Origin of the sequence: Mycobacterium sp. AT1, assembly GCF_002043095.1 — a bacterium.
Classification (GTDB): domain Bacteria; phylum Actinomycetota; class Actinomycetes; order Mycobacteriales; family Mycobacteriaceae; genus Mycobacterium.
In genome coordinates this window covers 75,888-93,981 of sequence record NZ_MVOC01000028.1, presented here as the reverse complement: position 1 = coordinate 93,981, position 18,094 = coordinate 75,888, and the positions used below count along the sequence as shown (strand labels likewise).

General features: G+C 68.0%; 19 protein-coding genes and 1 pseudogene. 15 read left to right on the top strand and 5 right to left on the bottom strand.

Annotated features, from left to right (window positions below):
* The 9 genes from thrS to pdxT all read left to right on the top strand — a co-directional run bounded on the left by thrS (position 1) and on the right by pdxT (position 8,891).
* The gene (thrS, locus tag B1790_RS14185) at positions 1-2,043 is read left to right on the top strand and encodes a threonine--tRNA ligase (RefSeq protein WP_079923866.1); all 2,043 of its coding nucleotides are present in this window, start codon (positions 1-3) and stop codon (positions 2,041-2,043) included.
* Positions 2,040-2,606, top strand: a complete 567-nt coding sequence (locus B1790_RS14180) for an HIT domain-containing protein (RefSeq protein WP_079923865.1) — start codon at positions 2,040-2,042, stop codon at positions 2,604-2,606. The genes thrS and B1790_RS14180 overlap by 4 nt, the downstream gene beginning before the upstream one ends.
* Positions 2,603-3,277, top strand: coding sequence for a phosphatidylinositol phosphate synthase (pgsA, locus tag B1790_RS14175; RefSeq protein ID WP_079923914.1), 675 nt, complete (start codon positions 2,603-2,605; stop codon positions 3,275-3,277). Before B1790_RS14180 ends, pgsA begins: the two co-directional genes overlap by 4 nt.
* Entirely contained in the window at positions 3,274-4,188 is a 915-nt protein-coding gene (locus B1790_RS14170; protein ID WP_079923864.1) for a phosphatidylinositol mannoside acyltransferase, read from the top strand. The genes pgsA and B1790_RS14170 overlap by 4 nt, the downstream gene beginning before the upstream one ends.
* A 2-nt stretch (positions 4,189-4,190) precedes the next feature.
* Positions 4,191-5,420, top strand: a complete 1,230-nt coding sequence (locus B1790_RS14165; protein ID WP_079923863.1) for a glycosyltransferase family 4 protein — start codon at positions 4,191-4,193, stop codon at positions 5,418-5,420.
* Positions 5,420-6,445: an NUDIX domain-containing protein gene (locus B1790_RS14160; protein WP_369832348.1), complete on the top strand. Its 1,026-nt coding sequence runs from the start codon at positions 5,420-5,422 to the stop codon at positions 6,443-6,445. The genes B1790_RS14165 and B1790_RS14160 overlap by 1 nt, the downstream gene beginning before the upstream one ends.
* Before the next feature lie 78 nt (positions 6,446-6,523).
* Positions 6,524-7,423, top strand: a complete 900-nt coding sequence (pdxS, locus tag B1790_RS14155) for a pyridoxal 5'-phosphate synthase lyase subunit PdxS (protein WP_079923861.1) — start codon at positions 6,524-6,526, stop codon at positions 7,421-7,423.
* A 38-nt stretch (positions 7,424-7,461) separates the two neighbouring features.
* Positions 7,462-8,310, top strand: coding sequence for an acyl-CoA thioesterase II (gene tesB, locus B1790_RS14150; protein ID WP_079923860.1), 849 nt, complete (start codon positions 7,462-7,464; stop codon positions 8,308-8,310).
* Positions 8,307-8,891, top strand: a complete 585-nt coding sequence (gene pdxT, locus B1790_RS14145) for a pyridoxal 5'-phosphate synthase glutaminase subunit PdxT (RefSeq protein WP_079923859.1) — start codon at positions 8,307-8,309, stop codon at positions 8,889-8,891. The genes tesB and pdxT overlap by 4 nt, the downstream gene beginning before the upstream one ends.
* Here the strand turns inward: pdxT and B1790_RS14140 are convergent.
* Positions 8,886-10,481, bottom strand: a complete 1,596-nt coding sequence (locus B1790_RS14140; protein WP_079923858.1) for an HNH endonuclease signature motif containing protein — start codon at positions 10,479-10,481, stop codon at positions 8,886-8,888. The two genes, pdxT and B1790_RS14140, sit on opposite strands and share 6 nt — an antisense overlap.
* Before the next feature lie 227 nt (positions 10,482-10,708).
* Between B1790_RS14140 and B1790_RS14135 the strand changes: the two genes are divergently transcribed.
* Positions 10,709-11,464, top strand: coding sequence for a YebC/PmpR family DNA-binding transcriptional regulator (locus tag B1790_RS14135; protein WP_079923857.1), 756 nt, complete (start codon positions 10,709-10,711; stop codon positions 11,462-11,464).
* 3 nt (positions 11,465-11,467) lie between these two features.
* Here B1790_RS14135 and B1790_RS14130 read toward each other — a convergent pair whose 3' ends face one another.
* Genes B1790_RS14130 through B1790_RS14120 form a run of 3 tightly spaced genes read right to left on the bottom strand, consistent with a single transcriptional unit; the run spans position 11,468 to position 13,410 of the window.
* Positions 11,468-12,124, bottom strand: a complete 657-nt coding sequence (locus B1790_RS14130) for an NAD(P)H-binding protein (protein ID WP_079923856.1) — start codon at positions 12,122-12,124, stop codon at positions 11,468-11,470.
* Positions 12,124-12,567, bottom strand: a complete 444-nt coding sequence (locus B1790_RS14125) for a VOC family protein (protein WP_079923855.1) — start codon at positions 12,565-12,567, stop codon at positions 12,124-12,126. The genes B1790_RS14130 and B1790_RS14125 overlap by 1 nt, the downstream gene beginning before the upstream one ends.
* 9 nt (positions 12,568-12,576) lie before the next feature.
* Entirely contained in the window at positions 12,577-13,410 is an 834-nt protein-coding gene (locus tag B1790_RS14120; protein WP_079923854.1) for an alpha/beta fold hydrolase, read from the bottom strand.
* 65 nt (positions 13,411-13,475) lie between these two features.
* On the opposite strand from B1790_RS14120, the gene B1790_RS14115 reads away from it, so the two are divergent.
* From B1790_RS14115 to B1790_RS14095, 5 genes are read left to right on the top strand one after another with little or no spacing between them, the layout of a single operon-like run.
* Positions 13,476-14,090, top strand: coding sequence for a TetR/AcrR family transcriptional regulator (locus tag B1790_RS14115; RefSeq protein ID WP_079923913.1), 615 nt, complete (start codon positions 13,476-13,478; stop codon positions 14,088-14,090).
* Positions 14,091-14,143: 53 nt separating this feature from the next.
* Positions 14,144-14,698 carry a crossover junction endodeoxyribonuclease RuvC gene (ruvC, locus tag B1790_RS14110; protein WP_079923853.1) on the top strand — a complete coding sequence of 185 codons (555 nt, stop codon included), beginning with the start codon at positions 14,144-14,146 and terminating at the stop codon, positions 14,696-14,698.
* Positions 14,695-15,285 carry a Holliday junction branch migration protein RuvA gene (ruvA, locus tag B1790_RS14105; RefSeq protein WP_079923852.1) on the top strand — a complete coding sequence of 197 codons (591 nt, stop codon included), beginning with the start codon at positions 14,695-14,697 and terminating at the stop codon, positions 15,283-15,285. Before ruvC ends, ruvA begins: the two co-directional genes overlap by 4 nt.
* A gap of 3 nt (positions 15,286-15,288) precedes the next feature.
* Positions 15,289-16,356 carry a Holliday junction branch migration DNA helicase RuvB gene (gene ruvB, locus B1790_RS14100; RefSeq protein ID WP_079923851.1) on the top strand — a complete coding sequence of 356 codons (1,068 nt, stop codon included), beginning with the start codon at positions 15,289-15,291 and terminating at the stop codon, positions 16,354-16,356.
* A 26-nt stretch (positions 16,357-16,382) separates the two neighbouring features.
* Positions 16,383-16,769 carry a DUF1304 domain-containing protein gene (locus tag B1790_RS14095; protein ID WP_079923850.1) on the top strand — a complete coding sequence of 129 codons (387 nt, stop codon included), beginning with the start codon at positions 16,383-16,385 and terminating at the stop codon, positions 16,767-16,769.
* 32 nt (positions 16,770-16,801) lie between these two features.
* Here the strand turns inward: B1790_RS14095 and B1790_RS14090 are convergent.
* Positions 16,802-17,632: pseudogene (locus B1790_RS14090) on the bottom strand (GGDEF domain-containing protein); the annotation flags it as partial.
* Positions 17,633-18,094 lie beyond the last annotated feature (462 nt).

The following is an 18,094-nucleotide window of genomic DNA, read 5'->3' as shown; positions in this document are numbered from 1 at the left end:
ATGACCGCCGTCGCCAGCATTGCCCCAGCAGCCCCGATCCGGGTCGCTGCCGGGACCACGGCCGGCGCGGCGGTGCGTGACGCCGGCCTGCCCAGCCGAGGAGCCACCGACGCGATCGTCGTCGTCCGTGACGCCGACGGTCAGCTGCGGGACCTGTCCTGGACGCCCGACGTCGACTCCGAGGTGACCGCGGTCGCCGCCGACACCGAGGACGGACGCAGCGTCATCCGGCACTCGGCGGCACACGTCCTCGCCCAGGCGGTCCAGGGTCTGTTCCCCGAGGCAAAGTTGGGCATCGGCCCACCCATCACCGACGGTTTCTACTACGACTTCGAGGTGCCTCGGGCCTTCACCCCGGAGGACCTCGTGGCGCTCGAGAAGCGCATGCAGAAGATCGTCAAGGACGGCCAGTTGTTCGACCGCCGGGTGTACTCGTCCAAGGACGAGGCCCGTGAGGATCTCGCCGACGAGCCGTACAAACTCGAGCTGATCGACGACAAGTCCGGCGACCCGGACGTCATGGAGGTGGGCGGCGCCGAGCTCACCGCGTACGACAACCTGAATCCTCGTACCAGGGAACGTATTTGGGGGGATCTGTGCCGCGGTCCGCACATTCCGACCACCAAGTACATCCCCGCGTTCAAGCTCACCCGCAGCTCGGCGGCCTACTGGCGAGGCAACCAGGCCAACGCCAGTCTGCAGCGCATCTACGGCACCGCATGGGAGAGCCAAGAAGCGCTCGACCATCACCTCGAACTGATCGAGGAGGCCCAGCGCCGCGATCACCGCAAGCTCGGCGTCGAACTGGATCTGTTCAGCTTCCCCGACGAGCTGGGCTCCGGGCTGCCGGTGTTCCATCCCAAGGGCGGCATCATCCGGCGTGAACTCGAGGACTACTCGCGTCGCAAGCACGAGCAGGCGGGCTACGAGTTCGTCAACACCCCGCACATCACCAAGGAACACCTGTACATCACCTCGGGTCACCTCGAGTGGTACGCCGACGGCATGTTCCCTCCGATGCACGTCGACGAGGAACTCAACGAGGACGGCACGGTGCGCAAGCCCGGCCAGAACTACTACCTCAAGCCGATGAACTGCCCGATGCACCACCTGATCTATCGGGCGCGCGGACGGTCCTACCGCGAACTTCCGTTGCGGCTGTTCGAGTTCGGCTCGGTCTACCGTTACGAGAAGTCCGGTGTCGTGCACGGGCTGACCCGGGTGCGCGGCATGACCCAGGACGACTCGCACATCTACACCACCCGGGAGCAGATGCGCGACGAGCTCAGCTCGTTGCTGCGCTTCGTTCTGGACCTGCTCGCCGACTACGGTCTCGACGACTACTACCTCGAGCTGTCCACCAAGGATCCCGAGAAGTACGTCGGCTCCGACGACGACTGGGAAGAGGCCACCGAGACGCTTCGCGAGGTCGCCGAGGCATCAGGGCTCGACCTGGTGCCCGACCCGGGCGGCGCGGCGTTCTACGGACCAAAGATCTCGGTCCAGGTCAAAGATGCCCTCGGGCGGACCTGGCAGATGTCGACCATCCAGTTGGACTTCAACATGCCAGAACGCTTCGAGCTGGAATACACCGCGGCGGACGGCAGCCGGCAACGGCCGGTGCTGATCCACCGCGCCCTCTTCGGGTCGATCGAACGGTTCTTCGGGGTGTTGACCGAGCACTACGCCGGCGCCTTCCCAGCCTGGCTGGCACCCGTCCAGGTGGTCGGCATCCCCGTCGCGGACGCCTTCGTGCCGTACCTGGAAGACGTTGCCGCCCAACTGAAGGCGAGGGGTGTCCGGGTCGACGTGGACGCCAGCGACGACCGGATGGCGAAGAAGATCGTCAACCAGACCAACCAGAAGGTGCCATTCATGCTGCTAGCGGGCGAGCGCGACGTCGAAGCCGGCGCGGTGAGCTTCCGGTTCGGCGACCGCACCCAGATCAACGGCGTGCCGCGCGACGTGGCGGTCGAGGCCATCGTCGACTGGATCGCCCGACGCGAGAATGCGGCTCCCACAGCGGAATTGGTCACGGTGTGACAGAGGACCCGGAGAACACGATCACCGACCGCGGCGTCGGCGATCCCGACCACCTTCAGCGGCTGTGGACTCCGCACCGGATGAACTACATCGCCGAGGCGAAGACGTCCGATGGCTCGGCTGGGTCTGCCGGGTCCTCGGAACCCTTCACCGACATCCCCGCGATGTCGGACGAGGACGGTCTTGTGGTGGCGCGCGGCGAGCTCGTGTACGCGGTGTTGAACCTGTACCCGTACAACCCCGGCCACCTGATGGTGGTGCCGTACCGCAGGGTCTCCGAACTCGAAGACCTCAGCGACGCGGAGAGCGCCGAGCTGATGGCCTTCACCCAGAAGGCAATTCGGGTGATGAAGACCGTCTCCCGGCCACACGGTTTCAACGTCGGCCTCAACCTCGGACACTCGGCGGGCGGAAGCCTCGCCGAGCATCTGCACATGCACGTCGTGCCGCGCTGGGGCGGGGACGCCAACTTCATCACGATCATCGGCGACTCGAAGGTCATCCCACAGTTGCTCCGCGACACCCGCCAGCTGTTGGCAGACGAGTGGGCGGCGCAGTCGTGAGCGACTTCTACCTCTTGACCAGGGCGGCGTACGCCAAGCTGAGCCGCCCGGTGGCCAAGGCGTCGCTGCGCATGGGGCTGACCCCCGACAGCATCACGATCATCGGGACGGCCGGGACCGTCATCGCGGCGCTGACGCTTTTCCCGATCGGCCAGCTGTGGTGGGGTGCCTTCGCGGTCTTCGTCTTCGTCCTCGCCGACATGCTCGACGGCGCGATGGCGCGCGAGCGGGGGTTCAGCACCGCGTTCGGAGGCGTTCTCGACGCGACGTGTGACAGGGTCAGCGACGGCGCCGTCTTTTGTGGTCTGTTGTGGTGGGCCACCTTTGGAATCCACAGCACGTCACTCGCGGTGGCGACGATGATCTCGCTGGTCACCTCGCAGGTGATCTCCTACGTCAAGGCCAGGGCCGAGGCCAACGGTCTCAAGGGCGACGGCGGATTCATCGAACGTCCCGAGCGGCTCATCATCGTGCTGCTCGGCGCGGGCCTGTCCGGGGTGTCGTTCCTGCACGTCCCGTGGCTTCTCGAGGTCGCCATGTGGGCATTGGCCGTGGCCAGTGTCGTCACGCTGGGGCAACGACTGCACTCCGTCCGCACCTCGCCAGGGGCGACGGAACCCATGCGGGCCACGCCGCCGACGAACGACTCCGAAGAGCCGAGCGAGCCGTGAGCGGGGGCCAGCTGTCCGACCTCGGCTACGCCGCCGGCTGGCGACTGGTGCGTGCGATGCCGGAGTTCGCCGCCCGCAATGCCTTCCAGGCCGGAGCGCTGTACGCCGCACGTGGCGGCGGTCCCGATCAGCTACGCAAGAACCTCGCCAGGGTGGTCGGTGTCGCACCCTCCGACGTGCCGGAAGACCTGATCCGCGCGTCGTTGGCGTCCTATGCCCGCTACTGGCGCGAGGCGTTCCGACTGCCGTCGATGGATCACCAGGTCCTGGCCAGCAAGCTCGACGCGGCAGCCGTCGGCGGTGAGCACGTCGCCGCGGCACTCGACGCGGGCCGCGGCGCGGTCTTGGCGCTGCCGCACAGCGGCAACTGGGACATGGCCGGGGTGTGGCTGACCAACACCCACGGTCGGTTCGCGACCGTGGCCGAGCGCCTCAAACCCGAGTCGCTCTACAAGCGGTTCCTGGACTACCGGGAGAGCCTCGGGTTCGAGGTCCTACCCCTGACCGGCGGCGCCCGGCCTCCCTTCGAGGTCTTGGCCGAGCGGCTGCGCGGAAACGGGCTGGTGTGCTTGATGTCCGACCGCGACCTGACCAAGTCCGGCGTTGGCGTGGACCTCTTCGGAGAACCGACGAGGTTGCCTGCGGGACCCGCCAAGCTGGCGATGGCGACCGGTGCCGCGCTGCTGCCCGTGCACTCGTACTACGAACCCGACGTGACGGTCACCGCGATCAGCGCACCGCTGGACACCTCGTCGGGAGACGTCAGGGCCGTGACGCAGACCTTGGCCGACCAGTTCGGCGCCAACATCGCCGCCCATCCCGCCGACTGGCACATGCTGCAGCCGCAGTGGATCGCCGATTTGTCGAAGGAGCGCCAGGCGCGGCTCGAGCAAACAGGCGGCGGTCAGTAGCCATGCGGATTGGGATGGTCTGCCCGTACTCGTTCGACGTGCCGGGGGGTGTGCAGGCGCACGTTCTTCAGCTCGCCGAGGTGATGCGCGGCTACGGGCATCACGTGAGCGTCCTTGCGCCGTCGTCACCGGGGGCGACGCTGCCCGACTACGTCGTCTCCGGCGGCAAGGCGATCCCAATTCCGTACAACGGATCGGTCGCGCGGCTGCGGTTCGGCCCCGCCACCCATCGCATGGTGAAGCGGTGGCTAGTCGACGGTGACTTCGACGTGCTGCACATTCACGAACCGAACGCGCCGAGCCTGTCGATGCTGGCGCTGATGATCGCCGAGGGGCCGATCGTCGCGACGTTCCACACGTCGACCACGAAGTCGTTGACGCTCAGCGTCTTTCAGGGCATCCTGCGGCCCTGGCACGAGAAGATCGTCGGCCGCATTGCGGTGTCCGACCTCGCCAGGCGCTGGCAGATGGAGGCGCTCGGCTCCGACGCCGTCGAAATCCCCAACGGCGTCGACGTCGACTCGTTCGCCTCGGCCCCCGTCCTTGACGGTTACCCCCGGCCGGGCCGGTCGGTGTTGTTCCTCGGCCGGTTCGACGAACCGCGCAAGGGGATGGCCGTCCTGCTCCGGGCGTTGCCCGCCATGGTCGAGTCGTTCCCCGACCTCGAAGTCCTCGTCGTGGGCCGCGGCGACGAGGAGGAGCTGGCCAAGGAAGCCGGCGACCTGGCCGGTCACCTGCGCTTCTTGGGGCTGGTCGACGACGCCGGGAAGGCGTCGGCGATGCGCAGCGCCGACGTGTACTGCGCGCCCAACACCGGCGGGGAGAGCTTCGGCATCGTGTTGGTCGAGGCGATGGCCGCCGGTACGGCCGTGGTGGCAAGCGATCTCGACGCGTTCCGACGGGTGCTCGACGACGGCGCGGCCGGACGTCTGGTCCCGGTCGAGAACCCCGAGGCACTGGCCGCGGCGCTCGTCGACGTCCTCGGCGACGACGCCGTACGCCGGCAATACGTGGAGGCCGGGAGCAGGGCAGTGCGCCGTTACGACTGGTCGGTCGTCGCGCAGGAGATCCTGCGGGTCTACGAAACCGTGGCGGGGGCAGGCGTGAAGGTCCGCGTCGAAGGCACGACGGGCAACGGGGAGTCGACCGGCAGCCGCAAGCCGCCGGGCCGCCGAGCCGCGAGGGCGAGCGCCAAGGCCGCCGAACGCGAAGCGGCGAAGGACATGGCGTGATCACCTGGTTGGTCGTCGTCGCCCTCGCCCTCTTGGCGGTGGTGCTGCTGGTCGGCGGTATCTGGGCGTTCCAAACCGCCCACCGACTGGACCGTCTGCACGTCCGATACGACCTGTCCTGGCAGGCGCTCGACGGCATCCTGGCCCGCCGCGCCGTCGTCGCCCGCGCCGTGGCCACCGACGCCTACGGCAACGGCCCCGCGGGCAGGCAGTTGGCCGCGCTGGCCGACGCCGCCGAGCGGGCGCCGCGCAACGCCAGGGAGGCCGCGGAGAACGAGCTGTCGACGGCGTTGGCGGCCGTCGACCCGACGTCGCTGCCCGTGGCCCTCGTCGCGGAGATGGCCGACGCCGAGGCGCGCGTGCTACTCGGGCGGCGTTTTCACAACGACGCCGTGCGCGACACCCTGGCGCTGCGCGAACGCCCCCTCGTGCGGTGGCTGCACCTCGGCGGAACCGCCCCGATGCCAACCTATTTCGAGATCGCCGAACGCGCCGCCCAGCGCTCCTTCGGCCAGCAGGTCTACCGGCGCACGTCGGCCCGCATCGTGCTGCTCGACGAGTTGGGCTACGTCCTGCTGTTCTGCGGCTCCGACCCGGCCACCGAAAAGGCACCACGCTGGTGGTTCACCGTGGGCGGGGCAGTCGAGCCAGGGGAGACCCTTCCCGACGCGGCGGTGCGGGAACTCGCCGAGGAGACGGGGCTGCGCGTCAGCAAGGCCGACCTGATCGGACCGGTGTGGAAACGCGACGCCGTCTTCGACTTCAACGGTTCGGTGATCCGCAGCGAGGAGATGTTCTTCGTCTACCGCACCTTGAGGTTCGAACCGTCGACCACGGGTTTCACCCCCTTGGAGACCCGGACCATCCACGGGCACCGCTGGTGCGACGAGGACACCATCGCTCAGCTGGTCGAAGGTGGCGAGACGGTGTATCCGCTGCAGCTCGGAGAGTTGCTCGCCGAGGCCAACGCCATGGCCGCTCCTGGGTCGACCGGGCCTGCGAGACAACTGCAATCGATCAGATGACGGCCGAAGCCAACTGCGGATCAAAGCGATTTGGCCCGGCCACTAGACTGTTTTCGTACTTATTTGGAGGAGATTGACGTGGATTCCCTTGAAACACCGTTGACAGGCACCGCGCGGGTCAAGCGCGGGATGGCCGAAATGCTCAAGGGCGGCGTCATCATGGACGTCGTCACCCCCGAGCAGGCCCGCATCGCCGAGGCCGCAGGCGCCGTCGCGGTGATGGCGCTCGAGCGCGTTCCCGCCGACATCCGCGCGCAGGGCGGCGTGTCGCGGATGAGCGACCCCGACATGATCGAGGGCATCATCGAAGCGGTGACCATTCCGGTCATGGCGAAGGCCCGCATCGGCCACTTCGTCGAGGCGCAGATCCTGCAGAGCCTGGGCGTCGACTACGTCGACGAATCCGAAGTGCTCACCCCGGCCGACTACACCAACCACATCGACAAGTGGAAGTTCACCGTGCCGTTCGTGTGCGGTGCGACCAACCTCGGCGAAGCGCTCCGTCGCATTAGCGAGGGTGCGGCCATGATTCGCTCCAAGGGCGAGGCGGGCACCGGGGACGTCTCCAACGCGACCACGCACATGCGCAAGATCGGCGGCGAGATCCGCCGGTTGACCTCCCTGTCGGAGGATGAACTGTACGTCGCGGCCAAGGAATTGCAGGCGCCGTACGACCTGGTGGTCGAGGTGGCGCGGGCCGGCAAGCTGCCCGTGACGCTGTTCACCGCCGGTGGCATCGCCACCCCGGCCGACGCCGCGATGATGATGCAGCTGGGCGCCGAGGGCGTCTTCGTCGGATCGGGCATCTTCAAGTCGGGCAACCCCGAGGAGCGCGGCGCGGCGATCGTGAAGGCCACCACCTTCTTCGACGACCCCGACGTGCTGGCCAAGGTGTCGCGCGGACTGGGTGAGGCCATGGTCGGAATCAACGTGGAGGACATCGCGCAGCCTCATCGGCTCGCCGAGCGCGGTTGGTAGACCGGTCGATGAGCGCTTGCGCGAAGAGCGGACGATAAGTGTCGATCGAAGAGATCCTCGATCTGGAACAGATCGAGGTCAACATCTATCGAGGCGGCGTCTTCAGCCCCGAATCCGGGTTCCTGCAGCGCACTTTCGGCGGCCACGTCGCCGGTCAGTCGCTGGTGTCGGCGGTGCGCACCGTCGACCCGAAGTTTCAGGTGCACTCGCTGCACGGCTACTTCCTCAAGGGCGGTGACGCCCGCTCACCGTCGGTGTACACCGTCGAACGCATCCGCGACGGCGGATCGTTCTGCACCCGCCGGGTGACCGCCATTCAGCACGGCGAGACGATCTTCTCGATGTCGGCGTCGTTCCAGGCCGATCAGAGCGGCATCGAGCACCAGGACGTCATGCCCGCGGCGCCGCCGCCGGACGACATCCCGGACTTCAAGTCGGCGAGCCGGGTGTTCGACGACGCCAGCTTCCGGCAGTTCGACGAGTGGGACGTGCGGATCGTGCCGCGCGACCTGATGAACTTCCTGCCTGGCAAGGCCTCGCAGCAGCAGGTGTGGTTCCGGCATCGCGACCCGCTGCCAGACGACCCGGTGCTGCACATCTGCGCGCTCGCGTACCTGAGCGACCTGACGTTGCTCGGCTCGGCTCAGGTCAACCATCCCGAGGAGCGCAAGCACCTCATGGTCGCCTCGCTGGATCACGCCATGTGGTTCATGCGTCAGTTCCGGGCCGACGAGTGGCTCCTCTACGACCAGTCCTCGCCGTCGGCCTGCGGTGGCCGTTCGTTGACGGAGGGCAAGCTGTACAACCGGTACGGCGAGATGGTCGCGTCGGTGATGCAGGAGGGGTTGACCCGCTACGTTCGCGACTTCACCCCGCCGGCCACGTGACGGTGCGCGTCGGTGTCCTTGCCCTTCAGGGTGACACCAGGGAGCATCTGGCCGCGTTGTCCGAAGCGGGTGCCGACGCGGTCACCGTGCGGCGGCGTGCGGAGCTGGATTCCGTCGACGCGCTGGTGATTCCCGGTGGCGAGTCGACGGCGATGAGCAAGTTGCTTCGGGACTTCGAGTTGTTGGAGCCGCTGCGGGCCCGGTTGGCCGACGGCATGCCCGCGTACGGGTCGTGTGCCGGGATGATTCTGCTGGCCACTGAGATCGCCGACGCCGGTGTGCCGGGCCGCGAGGCGCTGCCCCTCGGCGGGATCGACATGACGGTGCGGCGCAACGCCTTTGGCCGCCAAGTCGACTCGTTCGAGGAGGACGTCGCGTTCGACGGTCTCGACGGGTCGATGCACGCGGTGTTCATCAGGGCGCCGTGGGTCGAGCGGGTCGGGCCGTCGGTCGAGGTGCTGGCGCGGGCCGGTGGACATCCCGTCGCGGTACGCCAGGGCCGCACGCTCGCCACGGCGTTTCACCCCGAGATGACGGGCGACCGTCGCGTGCACCGCCTCTTCGTCGACTCCCTCTCATAGTCCGGCCTCCTCTCTGTTGAGTTTCCGTTCGGCGTGGATGCGACGGGCGCGGTCTTGGGCGCGGGTTGTCTTGCGGCGCGGCATGGTCAGTCCCGCGGTGTGGGCGGTGGGTCTACCGGCCGTGACCGCCGGTGCGGTGGGTGCGCAGAGTTCCGGGAACAGGATTCGGCTGCCTGGTGCGGTGGTGTGCGTTCGGCCGTCAGGCGCGGTCCAGACGATCGTGCCGTCGTCGAGTTGCCTGTCGCGCCAACCATTCTCACCACCCCAAAACGTCTTCAGGAGATGATGTCGGCGGCATAGACATTTCAGGTTGGATGCTTGTGTCTTGCCGTAGGGCCACGCGATGGTGTGGTCGATGTCGGCGGTGGTGGCCGGCCGGTGGCAGCCCGGGAAGCGGCACGTTTGGTCGCGGCTGCGGACGAAGGCGGCTAGCTTCTTCGACGGTCGGTACTGCGGTTCGGGTGGGGCCAGTCCGGGGTGCGCGATCGGGATGACGGTGGCGCCGATGGCGGCGCGGCAGGCGATCGAGCCGGGTAGTAGATGCCCGCCCATCATGGCTGCGGGTCGGATGCCGGCGAAGAATTCCGGGGCGGGGGTGAGGGCCTCGGTCAGGGTGAGCTCGCGCAGCGGCGTGGTGAACAGTGCCGGGGGTTCGCCGTCGAGTGCTTCGCATTCTGCTCCGGCAGTGGGGGTTTCGGTGGGCTCGCTGTCCCCACTGAGATCGGGGGCATCGTCGGGCTCGGGCTCGGGCTCTGGCGTGGGGTCCGGCTCGGTGGCCGGTGGATTGACCGTGTCCGCGCTCGCAATGACGTAGACCACCACCCCCGTCGAGGGTGGATTCCCACCCGCGGGGCAGCCGGTGGCGTCGCAGAGGCAGGCCAGTCGGTCGTTGCCATGGGCGAGGGCGCCGATGGCGTCGGCGCGGCGTTGGTCGAGGGTGCGAGGGTCGTCGGAGCAGACGGTGCGGGCGAGTGCGTCGATGCGGGCATCGAAGGCATGTGCGTCGTGGGTGAACAGGGTCGCGAACACTCGTGCCAGTCCGGTGGCGTCGTCGACCACCACGTCGACGGATCGGTCGCGGGCCTTGGTGCGGGTGCGGTGTTCGGCGTGCGGGTCGTGCTGGGCGATCAGCGCGTCGAGGGTCCTTGCGGCTTCATGCAGCGACATCGAATGCCCTGACCGCAGGGCAGTGGCGATGGCGGCGTCGACGGTGTGGAGTGCGTCGGCGTCGCGGATGAGGGCTCCACGGGTGATGATCAGCCGGGCCATGGCGTAGGTGATGAGCCCGTCGGCGAACACGGCGGCGACCCCAGGGAAGCGGTCGCGCAGCGCGAGGGCGGTGAGCAGGAAGCCTTCGGTGACGCCTTTGGGCGTCCGCTGGGTGGCGCCGATCTCGGCGATGACCGCATCCCAGTTGTCCAGGCACCACTGGTCTCGGTTGGCGGAGTCCGAGGCGGCGTACGCGCGATCGAGGATGGTGAGCATCGCGGTCAACCGTCGGGCGCAGGCGGCGTTCTCTACTCGGGTCCAGGCATCGACGGCCGTAGCCCCGGATGTGCCGGTCGTGGCGGCGACCAAGAAGTCGAACATGCTTTCGATTTTAGGGCTGGACCTTGACCCATGTCGGCAGAAAATGGCAGGTCAGAACCGATCTGTGGATGAATCGCCCACTGTGTATGAAATCCCGGAAATGTCGGACCCGCGTGCTCGTCGAGCGCAACCAGGCGAGGCCATCCCGGGAGCCCCCAACGTCCACGTAGACTCGACGATCAGACTTCTCCGTTGAGCCGAGACATTCGAAAGCGAGCAGTACCTGCATGAGCGGCCATTCCAAGTGGGCCACCACCAAGCACCAGAAGGCTGTCAAAGATGCGCGCCGCGGCAAGGAATTTGCGCGGCTGATCAAGAACATCGAAGTGGCGGCCCGGACCGGCGGCGGTGACCCGTCGGGCAACCCGACGCTGTACGACGCCATCCAGAAGGCGAAGAAGACCTCGGTCCCCAACGACAACATCGAACGGGCCCGCAAGCGCGGTGGCGGCGAAGAGGCGGGCGGCGCCGACTGGCAGCCCATCACCTACGAGGGCTACGGGCCCAACGGCGTGGCAGTGCTGATCGAATGCCTCACCGACAACAAGAACCGCGCGGCCAGCGAGGTGCGCATTGCGATGACCCGCAACGGCGGCAACATGGCCGACCCGGGATCGGTGTCATACCTGTTCACCCGCAAGGGTGTGGTGACGCTGGAGAAGAACGGCCTGTCCGAGGACGACGTCTTGACGGCGGTCCTCGACGCAGGTGCCGAGGACGTCGTCGACCACGGCGACACCTTCGAGATCGTCTCCGAGCCCACCGACCTGGTTGCCGTCCGCACGGCGCTGCAGGACGCCGGCATCGAATACGACTCCGCCGACGCCAGCTTCCAGCCGTCGGTGTCGGTACCGGTCGACGTCGAGGGGGCGCGCAAGGTCCTCAAGTTGGTCGACGCACTCGAGGACAGCGACGACGTGCAGGACGTCTGGACCAACGTAGAGATCTCCGACGAGGTCGCCGCCCAGCTCGACGAGGACTGACCGCTAGGGCGTCAGAACGGCGACGGCTTCCGCGATCGACATGTCGCCGGAGATCAGTTCGAACGTCACCCCGCCGGTCGCGGGTGCGTCGAGAAGCGCCACCAGCATCGCCGCGACGTCGGCGCGCGGGATGGTTCCGCGTCCCGTCGACTCTGCGACGCGCACGCGGTCCGTGGCCGGGTCGTCGGTGAGGCCGCCGGGCCGGACGACGGTGGTGTTGAGCCCGGACCGTCGCCGCACCGCGTCGTCGGCGGCCGCCTTGGCCGCGAGATATGCGGTGAAGACCGGATCCTCGCCCGAGGCAGGCTCGTCGGCCCCCATGGCGGAAACCATCAGGTAGCGGCCGACTCCCGCTGCCTCGGCGGCGTCGGCCAGCAGGATGGCGGCGTCGCGGTCGACCGTGGTCTTCCTGTCGATCCCGCTGCCCGGCCCCGCGCCCGCGGCGAACACCACGGCGTCCGCGCCGTTGAGATGACCGGCGACCTCGTCGACCGTGGCGTTCTCCAGGTCGACGACGACGGCCTCCGCGCCAACGGCCTCGAGGTCACCCGACTGCTTGGGGTTGCGGATCAGGCCCACCGCCGAGTCGCCGCGTTCGGCGAGCAGCTTTTCGAGGATCAGGGCTATCTTGCCGTGTCCGCCGGCGATGACTACGCGCATCAGTTGTGTCCCTCCGTCGCAAAGACCTGTGAATCATCGGCGAAAGCCTTGAACTCCAACGCGTTTCCAGCCGGGTCGCGGAGAAACATCGTCCACTGTTCGCCGGGTTTGCCCTCGAAGCGCAGGTACGGCTCGATGACGAACTCGGTGTGGTTGCCTCGTAGCCGTTCGGCGAGCCGGTGAAACTCGGTGACGGACAGCAGCAGTCCGAAGTGGGGCACCGGCACGTCGTGGCCGTCGACGGGATTGTGCGCGCCGGCCGGCCCGACGGGAGTCAGATGGGTGACGAGCTGGTGACCGTGCAGGTTCCAGTCGACCCACGATTCCGCGCTGCGGCCCTGCTCGAGTTGCAGCATGGTGCCGTAGAAGTGGCATGCGGCGTCGAGGTCGTCGACGGGGATGGCCAGATGGAAGCGTGGGATGGGGGAGTCGAGAACGGTCACCTCTCCAAGCTAGCCCCGAGAGAGGAATGCGCCGATCTCCCTGGCGGTCTGTTCGGGTTGGTCGAGCATGATCAGCACGTGTGCGTCGTCGACGTAGCGCAGGGTGGCGTTGGTGAGGTCGGCCAGTCTGCGGGCATGGCAGTCGGGCATCACCGGGTTGTGGCTCCACAGCACCAGGACGTCGCCGTCGAAGCGGGCCAGGCTCTCGGTGGCCCGCACCAGCTCGCTCTTGACGAACCGGGATCGTGCGTACCTGATGACGTCGCGCCGAAGGGCAGTGTGCTGCAACGCGTTGCCGAACCAGTGGTCGACGATGGACTGCGGAATCGGCTTCTTGGCCATCATGCCGAAGACGAGGTACCGCCGTCGCAGCCAGCCGACGGCGAGCATCCGCATCGCGATCGACACCGTCAATGGGCTACGGGTAGCCACCCAGGTGACCTTGCCGGGAAGTCCCGGTGGAAAGTTCTCGAAGGCCTCCGACGGGCAGATGATCATCCTGCCCACTCGGTCGTCCCGGCCGATGTCGGTGAGGAACAGCGGTCCGCCCCAGTCGGTGACGACCAGGTCGACGTCGGTCAGGTCGAGTGCGTCGAGGAAGTCGGCGACCAGGTTCACCATGCCGGGCATCGTGAGGTCGGCGTCGTCTCGCATCGGCACGCGGTGGCCACCGAAGGGCAGCACGGGCAGCAGGTAGCGGTGGCCGGCGGGCAGCAGGGGGAGCGCCAAGTCCCACTGGCTGTCGTTCATCAGGAGGCCGTGCAGCAATACGACCGGGGGACCGGTGGGGTCGCCTTCGTCTCGGTACTCGAGGGTCCCCGCCGTCACGTCGACCGATTTCATCTGAGCCACCCTGTTAGAACGACCATTCTAGAACGTATGCTCTAGTGTGTCTTGAGGAGGCGACGTTGGCAAGGTCAACCAGGGAGTCGATTCTCACCGCGACCGCGGAGTTGATGCGCGTCAAGGGTTTTGGCGCCGTCGGCATGAAGGACGTCGTCGCGGCGTCCGGCGCGCCGATCGGCTCCATCTATCACCACTTTCCCGGCGGCAAGACGCAGATCGCGCGAGAGGCACTCGTCGCCGCAGGCGCCGCCTACGGCCTCCTGATCCCCACGCTGGTCGCGCCGCACGACGACCTCGGGGAGGCCGTCGAATCGGTGTTCGCGCAGGCCGCGACGGACATGGCCGAGACCGGGTTCGCGAACATGTGCCCTGTGGGGACCGTCGCAGCCGAGGTCGCCGACACGGTGGAGGAGCTGCGCCACGCGACCGCGGCCGTCTTCACCGGCTGGCTCGACGGCGGCACCGCGTACTTCGCGTCGCGGGGCATCCCGCCGACGGCCGCCCGCGATCTGACGATCACGGTGGTCGGCGCACTGGAGGGCGCGTTCATCCTGGCGCGCAGTCTGCGCGACGCCGAGCCGCTGCGTGCCGTCGGTCGCGTCCTCGGCGCCCGGTATCGCGGCACGACGCTGACGCCGGGCGTGTCCCTAACCGCCAACGTCGGTGCGGACCACTAAGGTATCGAACAGCTGTTCGTACCACGGGCGGCATTCGTCGCAAGGGAGTCGCAGTGCGGGTGATGGGCGTCGACCCTGGGCTGACGAGATGCGGGCTCTCGGTCATCGAGAGCGGCCGCGGTCGACAGGTGATCGCATTGGACGTCGACGTCGTCCGCACCCCGTCGGACCAACCGCTGCAGATGCGGCTACTGACCATCAGCGACACCGTCGAGCACTGGCTCGACACCCACCGGCCGGACGTGCTCGCGATCGAGCGGGTCTTCGCCAACAACAACGCGAACACCGCGATGGGCACCGCGCAGGCGGGCGGAGTCATCGCCCTTGCCGCCGCCAGGCGTGACATCGACGTCCACTTCCACACGCCAAGCGAGGTCAAGGCGGCCGTCACCGGAAACGGGCGCGCAGACAAGGCGCAGGTCACCGAGATGGTCACCAGAATCCTTGCGCTGCAAGCCAAGCCGACGCCTGCCGACGCCGCCGACGCGCTGGCGCTCGCCATCTGTCACTGCTGGCGGGCGCCGATGATCGCCAGGATGGCCGAGGCCGAGGCGATGGCGGCCGAACAGCGCCGAAAGTACAAGGCCAAGCTGAAGGCGGCCACGTGATCGCCTCGGTGCGCGGCGAGGTCCTCGACATCGCCCTCGACCACGCCGTCATCGAAGCTGCCGGGGTCGGATACAAGGTGATGACGACGCCGACCACGCTGGCGACGTTGCGACGCGGTACCGAGGCACGGCTCATCACCGCGATGATCGTGCGCGAGGACTCGATGACGCTGTACGGGTTCGCCGACGCCGAATCGCGAGACCTGTTCACCATCCTGCTCTCCGTCTCCGGCGTCGGCCCGAAGATCGGTCTGGCCACGCTGGCCGTCTATGACGCCCAGGCCCTGCGGCAGGCGTTGGCCGACGGCGACGTCACCGCACTGACGAGGGTGCCCGGCATCGGCAAGCGCGGCGCCGAGCGCATGGTCCTCGAGTTGCGGGACAAGATCGGGTCGGTCGTCACGGCCGGCGGCACCACCGCCGTCGGTGGTCACGCCATCCGCGGGCTCGTCGTCGAAGCCCTTGTCGGGCTCGGCTTTCCGATCAAACAGGCCGAGGACGCCACCGACAAGGTGCTCGCGGCGGATCCCGAGGTCACGACATCGAGCGCGCTGCGTGCCGCCTTGTCGACGCTGGGGAAGAATTAGCACGTGGGCCGCTTCGACTCCGACGAACACGAAGACACCACCGACCGCGAGGTGTCCGCCGCGCTGACGGTCGGGGAGGGCGACGTCGACGCCAGCCTGCGACCCCGCACACTCAACGAGTTCATCGGCCAACCGCGGGTTCGCGAGCAGCTGCAGTTGGTCCTCGAGGGAGCCAAGAACCGCGGTGGCACCCCCGACCACATCCTGCTGTCGGGGCCGCCCGGGCTCGGCAAGACGTCTCTGGCCATGATCATCGCGGCCGAGCTCGGCACGTCGTTGCGCCTCACCTCGGGCCCGGCGCTGGAGCGCGCCGGTGACCTGGCCGCGATGTTGTCGAACCTGGTCGAGCACGACGTCCTGTTCATCGACGAGATCCACCGGATCGCCCGGCCCGCCGAGGAGATGCTGTACCTCGCCATGGAGGACTTCCGCGTCGACGTCGTCGTCGGGAAGGGCCCGGGCGCCACGTCCATTCCGCTCGAGGTCGCACCGTTCACGCTGGTCGGTGCGACCACCAGATCGGGGGCGCTCACGGGTCCGCTTCGGGACCGCTTCGGGTTCACCGCGCACATGGACTTCTACGAGCCCGCCGAACTGGAACGGGTGCTGGTGCGTTCGGCGGGGATCCTCGGCATCGGGGTCGGTGCCGATGCCGCCTCGGAGATCGCCAGGCGTTCGCGTGGCACGCCACGGATCGCCAACCGGCTGTTGCGCCGGGTGCGCGACTACGCCGAAGTCCGCGCGGACGGCATCATCACCCGCGACGTCGCGAAGGCGGCACTCGCGGTCTACGACGTCGACGAGCTCGGGCTTGACCGGCTCGACCGGGCGGTATTGACGGCGTTGACCCGCAGTTTCGGCGGTGGCCCGGTGGGTGTGTCGACGCTTGCGGTCGCCGTTGGCGAAGAGGCGACGACGGTCGAAGAGGTGTGTGAGCCGTTTCTGGTGCGGGCGGGCATGATTGCGCGGACCCCGCGTGGCCGCGTGGCGACCGCTCAAGCTTGGATGCATCTGGGCATGACGCCGCCCAGCGGCGTGATGGGCCTCGGGCAACAAGCCCTCTACGACTAGCCGACCGAACGGATTCAACGAAAAACATGATCATTGCCGGTGTGATCTTCGCGGGACTGGCCGCCCTACTGCACGTCTACATCTGGATTCTGGAATCGTTCCGGTGGACGGCGCCGCGCACCCGGGCAACCTTCGGCACGTCGGCCGAGGAAGCCGAGACCACCAAGCTGATGGCCTTCAACCAGGGCTTCTACAACCTCTTCTTGGCGATCGTCACCTTCGTCGGGGTGGCATTCACGATCTCCGGTGGCACGCGGGTCGGCGCTGCGCTGCTCTTCGCCGGTGTCGGATCGATGTTGGCCGCGGCCGCCGTGCTCCTGGCGTCCGCTCCGGACAAGGCACGCTCCGCCGTGACCCAGGGAGCGTTGCCGTTGGTGGCCGTCGCACTGCTCGCCATCGGCTTCTCGACGTAGGTCTCCTGGGGGTGGCCGACGACGTGGATGCGGTTGCCACCCGACCGCTTGGCCCGGTACATCGCCCGATCCGCCGATTCGACCAGGCAGTCCACGTGCGTGATGAGGTCTCGCGACGGGACGCGGTAGAGCGACGCGCTGGCCACGCCGATGCTGGCGGTGACCCGCGTTGGTGCCTGGGCGATCTCCCGGCGGATCCGCTCGGCGAGGCCGATGGCGTCCTTGCGATCGCCTGACACCGCGACCACGAACTCCTCGCCACCGATTCGCGCGGCGATGGAGTCGCCGCGGCGGATGTGCCGCAGGATGCCGCCGACCACGACCAGGGTCTGATCGCCAGCCGCGTGCCCGGCGGTGTCGTTGATGCGCTTGAAGTCGTCGAGGTCGACCATCACCACGGTTAGATGGGCCGCGCCGTCTCGGCTCGACTCGGCGGCAAGGATTCGGACCGACCGTCTGAACGCTCGTCGATTGGGCAGGTCCGTGAGGGGGTCGATGTCCGAATTGAGCGCGTCGATGCCCAGGGTGTGGACCAGCACCTGGACGCAGAACGGCACGGCGAAGATGGTGATGCCGAGGACCAGCAGCTTGCTGGCGGCCAAGGGGAGATCCCCTTCGCTCGCGATCTCCGCGGCGCAGGCAAGCGCGGTGCCAACGGCGGCCGCCAGAGTCAACGCCAGATATCGGGCGGTGTGGAAGAAGGCGACGTATCCGGCGAGCGCGGCAAAGACGGTCGCACCCTGGATTCCGGTGCCCGGTCGGCCGCCGACTAGGCAGGTCGCGGCGATGAAGACGTTGGCGACGACGACGAAGGCGGCGGACTGGCTCCGATTGGGCCACCTCGCCAACCACAGTGCCGCCATCACCGCACAACCCACGGCGATGACGATCGAGGCCACCCTGGCGGCGGTGGCCTGCGGGCCTGCGGGCGTGAACAACATCAGCACCGGCACGACGCCCAGAGAGAAGACGATGGTCGCCATCATGTGACGGGTGAACCGTTGGAGGTTGCGGACGGCCAGATACGCAGACAGCCACTGGTAGTGATCGGGCTGCCGCCACCAGCGACACATCCAGTCCACTTTGCCTGTTCGCCCTTGCCGTTCGAGTGCCTCGGCCGTCACGGCGTTGTCTCAGCTCACGTGACGAACTCCCCAGCCGGATCGTACAAGAACGAGGGACAGTTTGCCGGAGGTCGACGAGATACTGCCGGCGGATTGGCGGGCGGACGGTACCCCGATGGACCCGTCGTGACCGGCGGATTGCTGGCGGTCCACGAATCGCGCATGGTGGCGAACGGATGCGGCGTTGCCGCCACGGTCCCG

Coding starts and splice junctions, on each gene's coding strand:
- thrS (WP_079923866.1), top strand. CDS start 1: ATGACCGCCGTCGCCAGCATTGCCCCAGCAGCCCCGATCCGGGTCGCT.
- B1790_RS14165 (WP_079923863.1), top strand. CDS start 4,191: ATGCGGATTGGGATGGTCTGCCCGTACTCGTTCGACGTGCCGGGGGGT.
- B1790_RS14140 (WP_079923858.1), bottom strand. CDS start 10,481: ATGTTCGACTTCTTGGTCGCCGCCACGACCGGCACATCCGGGGCTACG.
- B1790_RS14135 (WP_079923857.1), top strand. CDS start 10,709: ATGAGCGGCCATTCCAAGTGGGCCACCACCAAGCACCAGAAGGCTGTC.
- B1790_RS14130 (WP_079923856.1), bottom strand. CDS start 12,124: ATGCGCGTAGTCATCGCCGGCGGACACGGCAAGATAGCCCTGATCCTC.
- B1790_RS14120 (WP_079923854.1), bottom strand. CDS start 13,410: ATGAAATCGGTCGACGTGACGGCGGGGACCCTCGAGTACCGAGACGAA.
- B1790_RS14095 (WP_079923850.1), top strand. CDS start 16,383: ATGATCATTGCCGGTGTGATCTTCGCGGGACTGGCCGCCCTACTGCAC.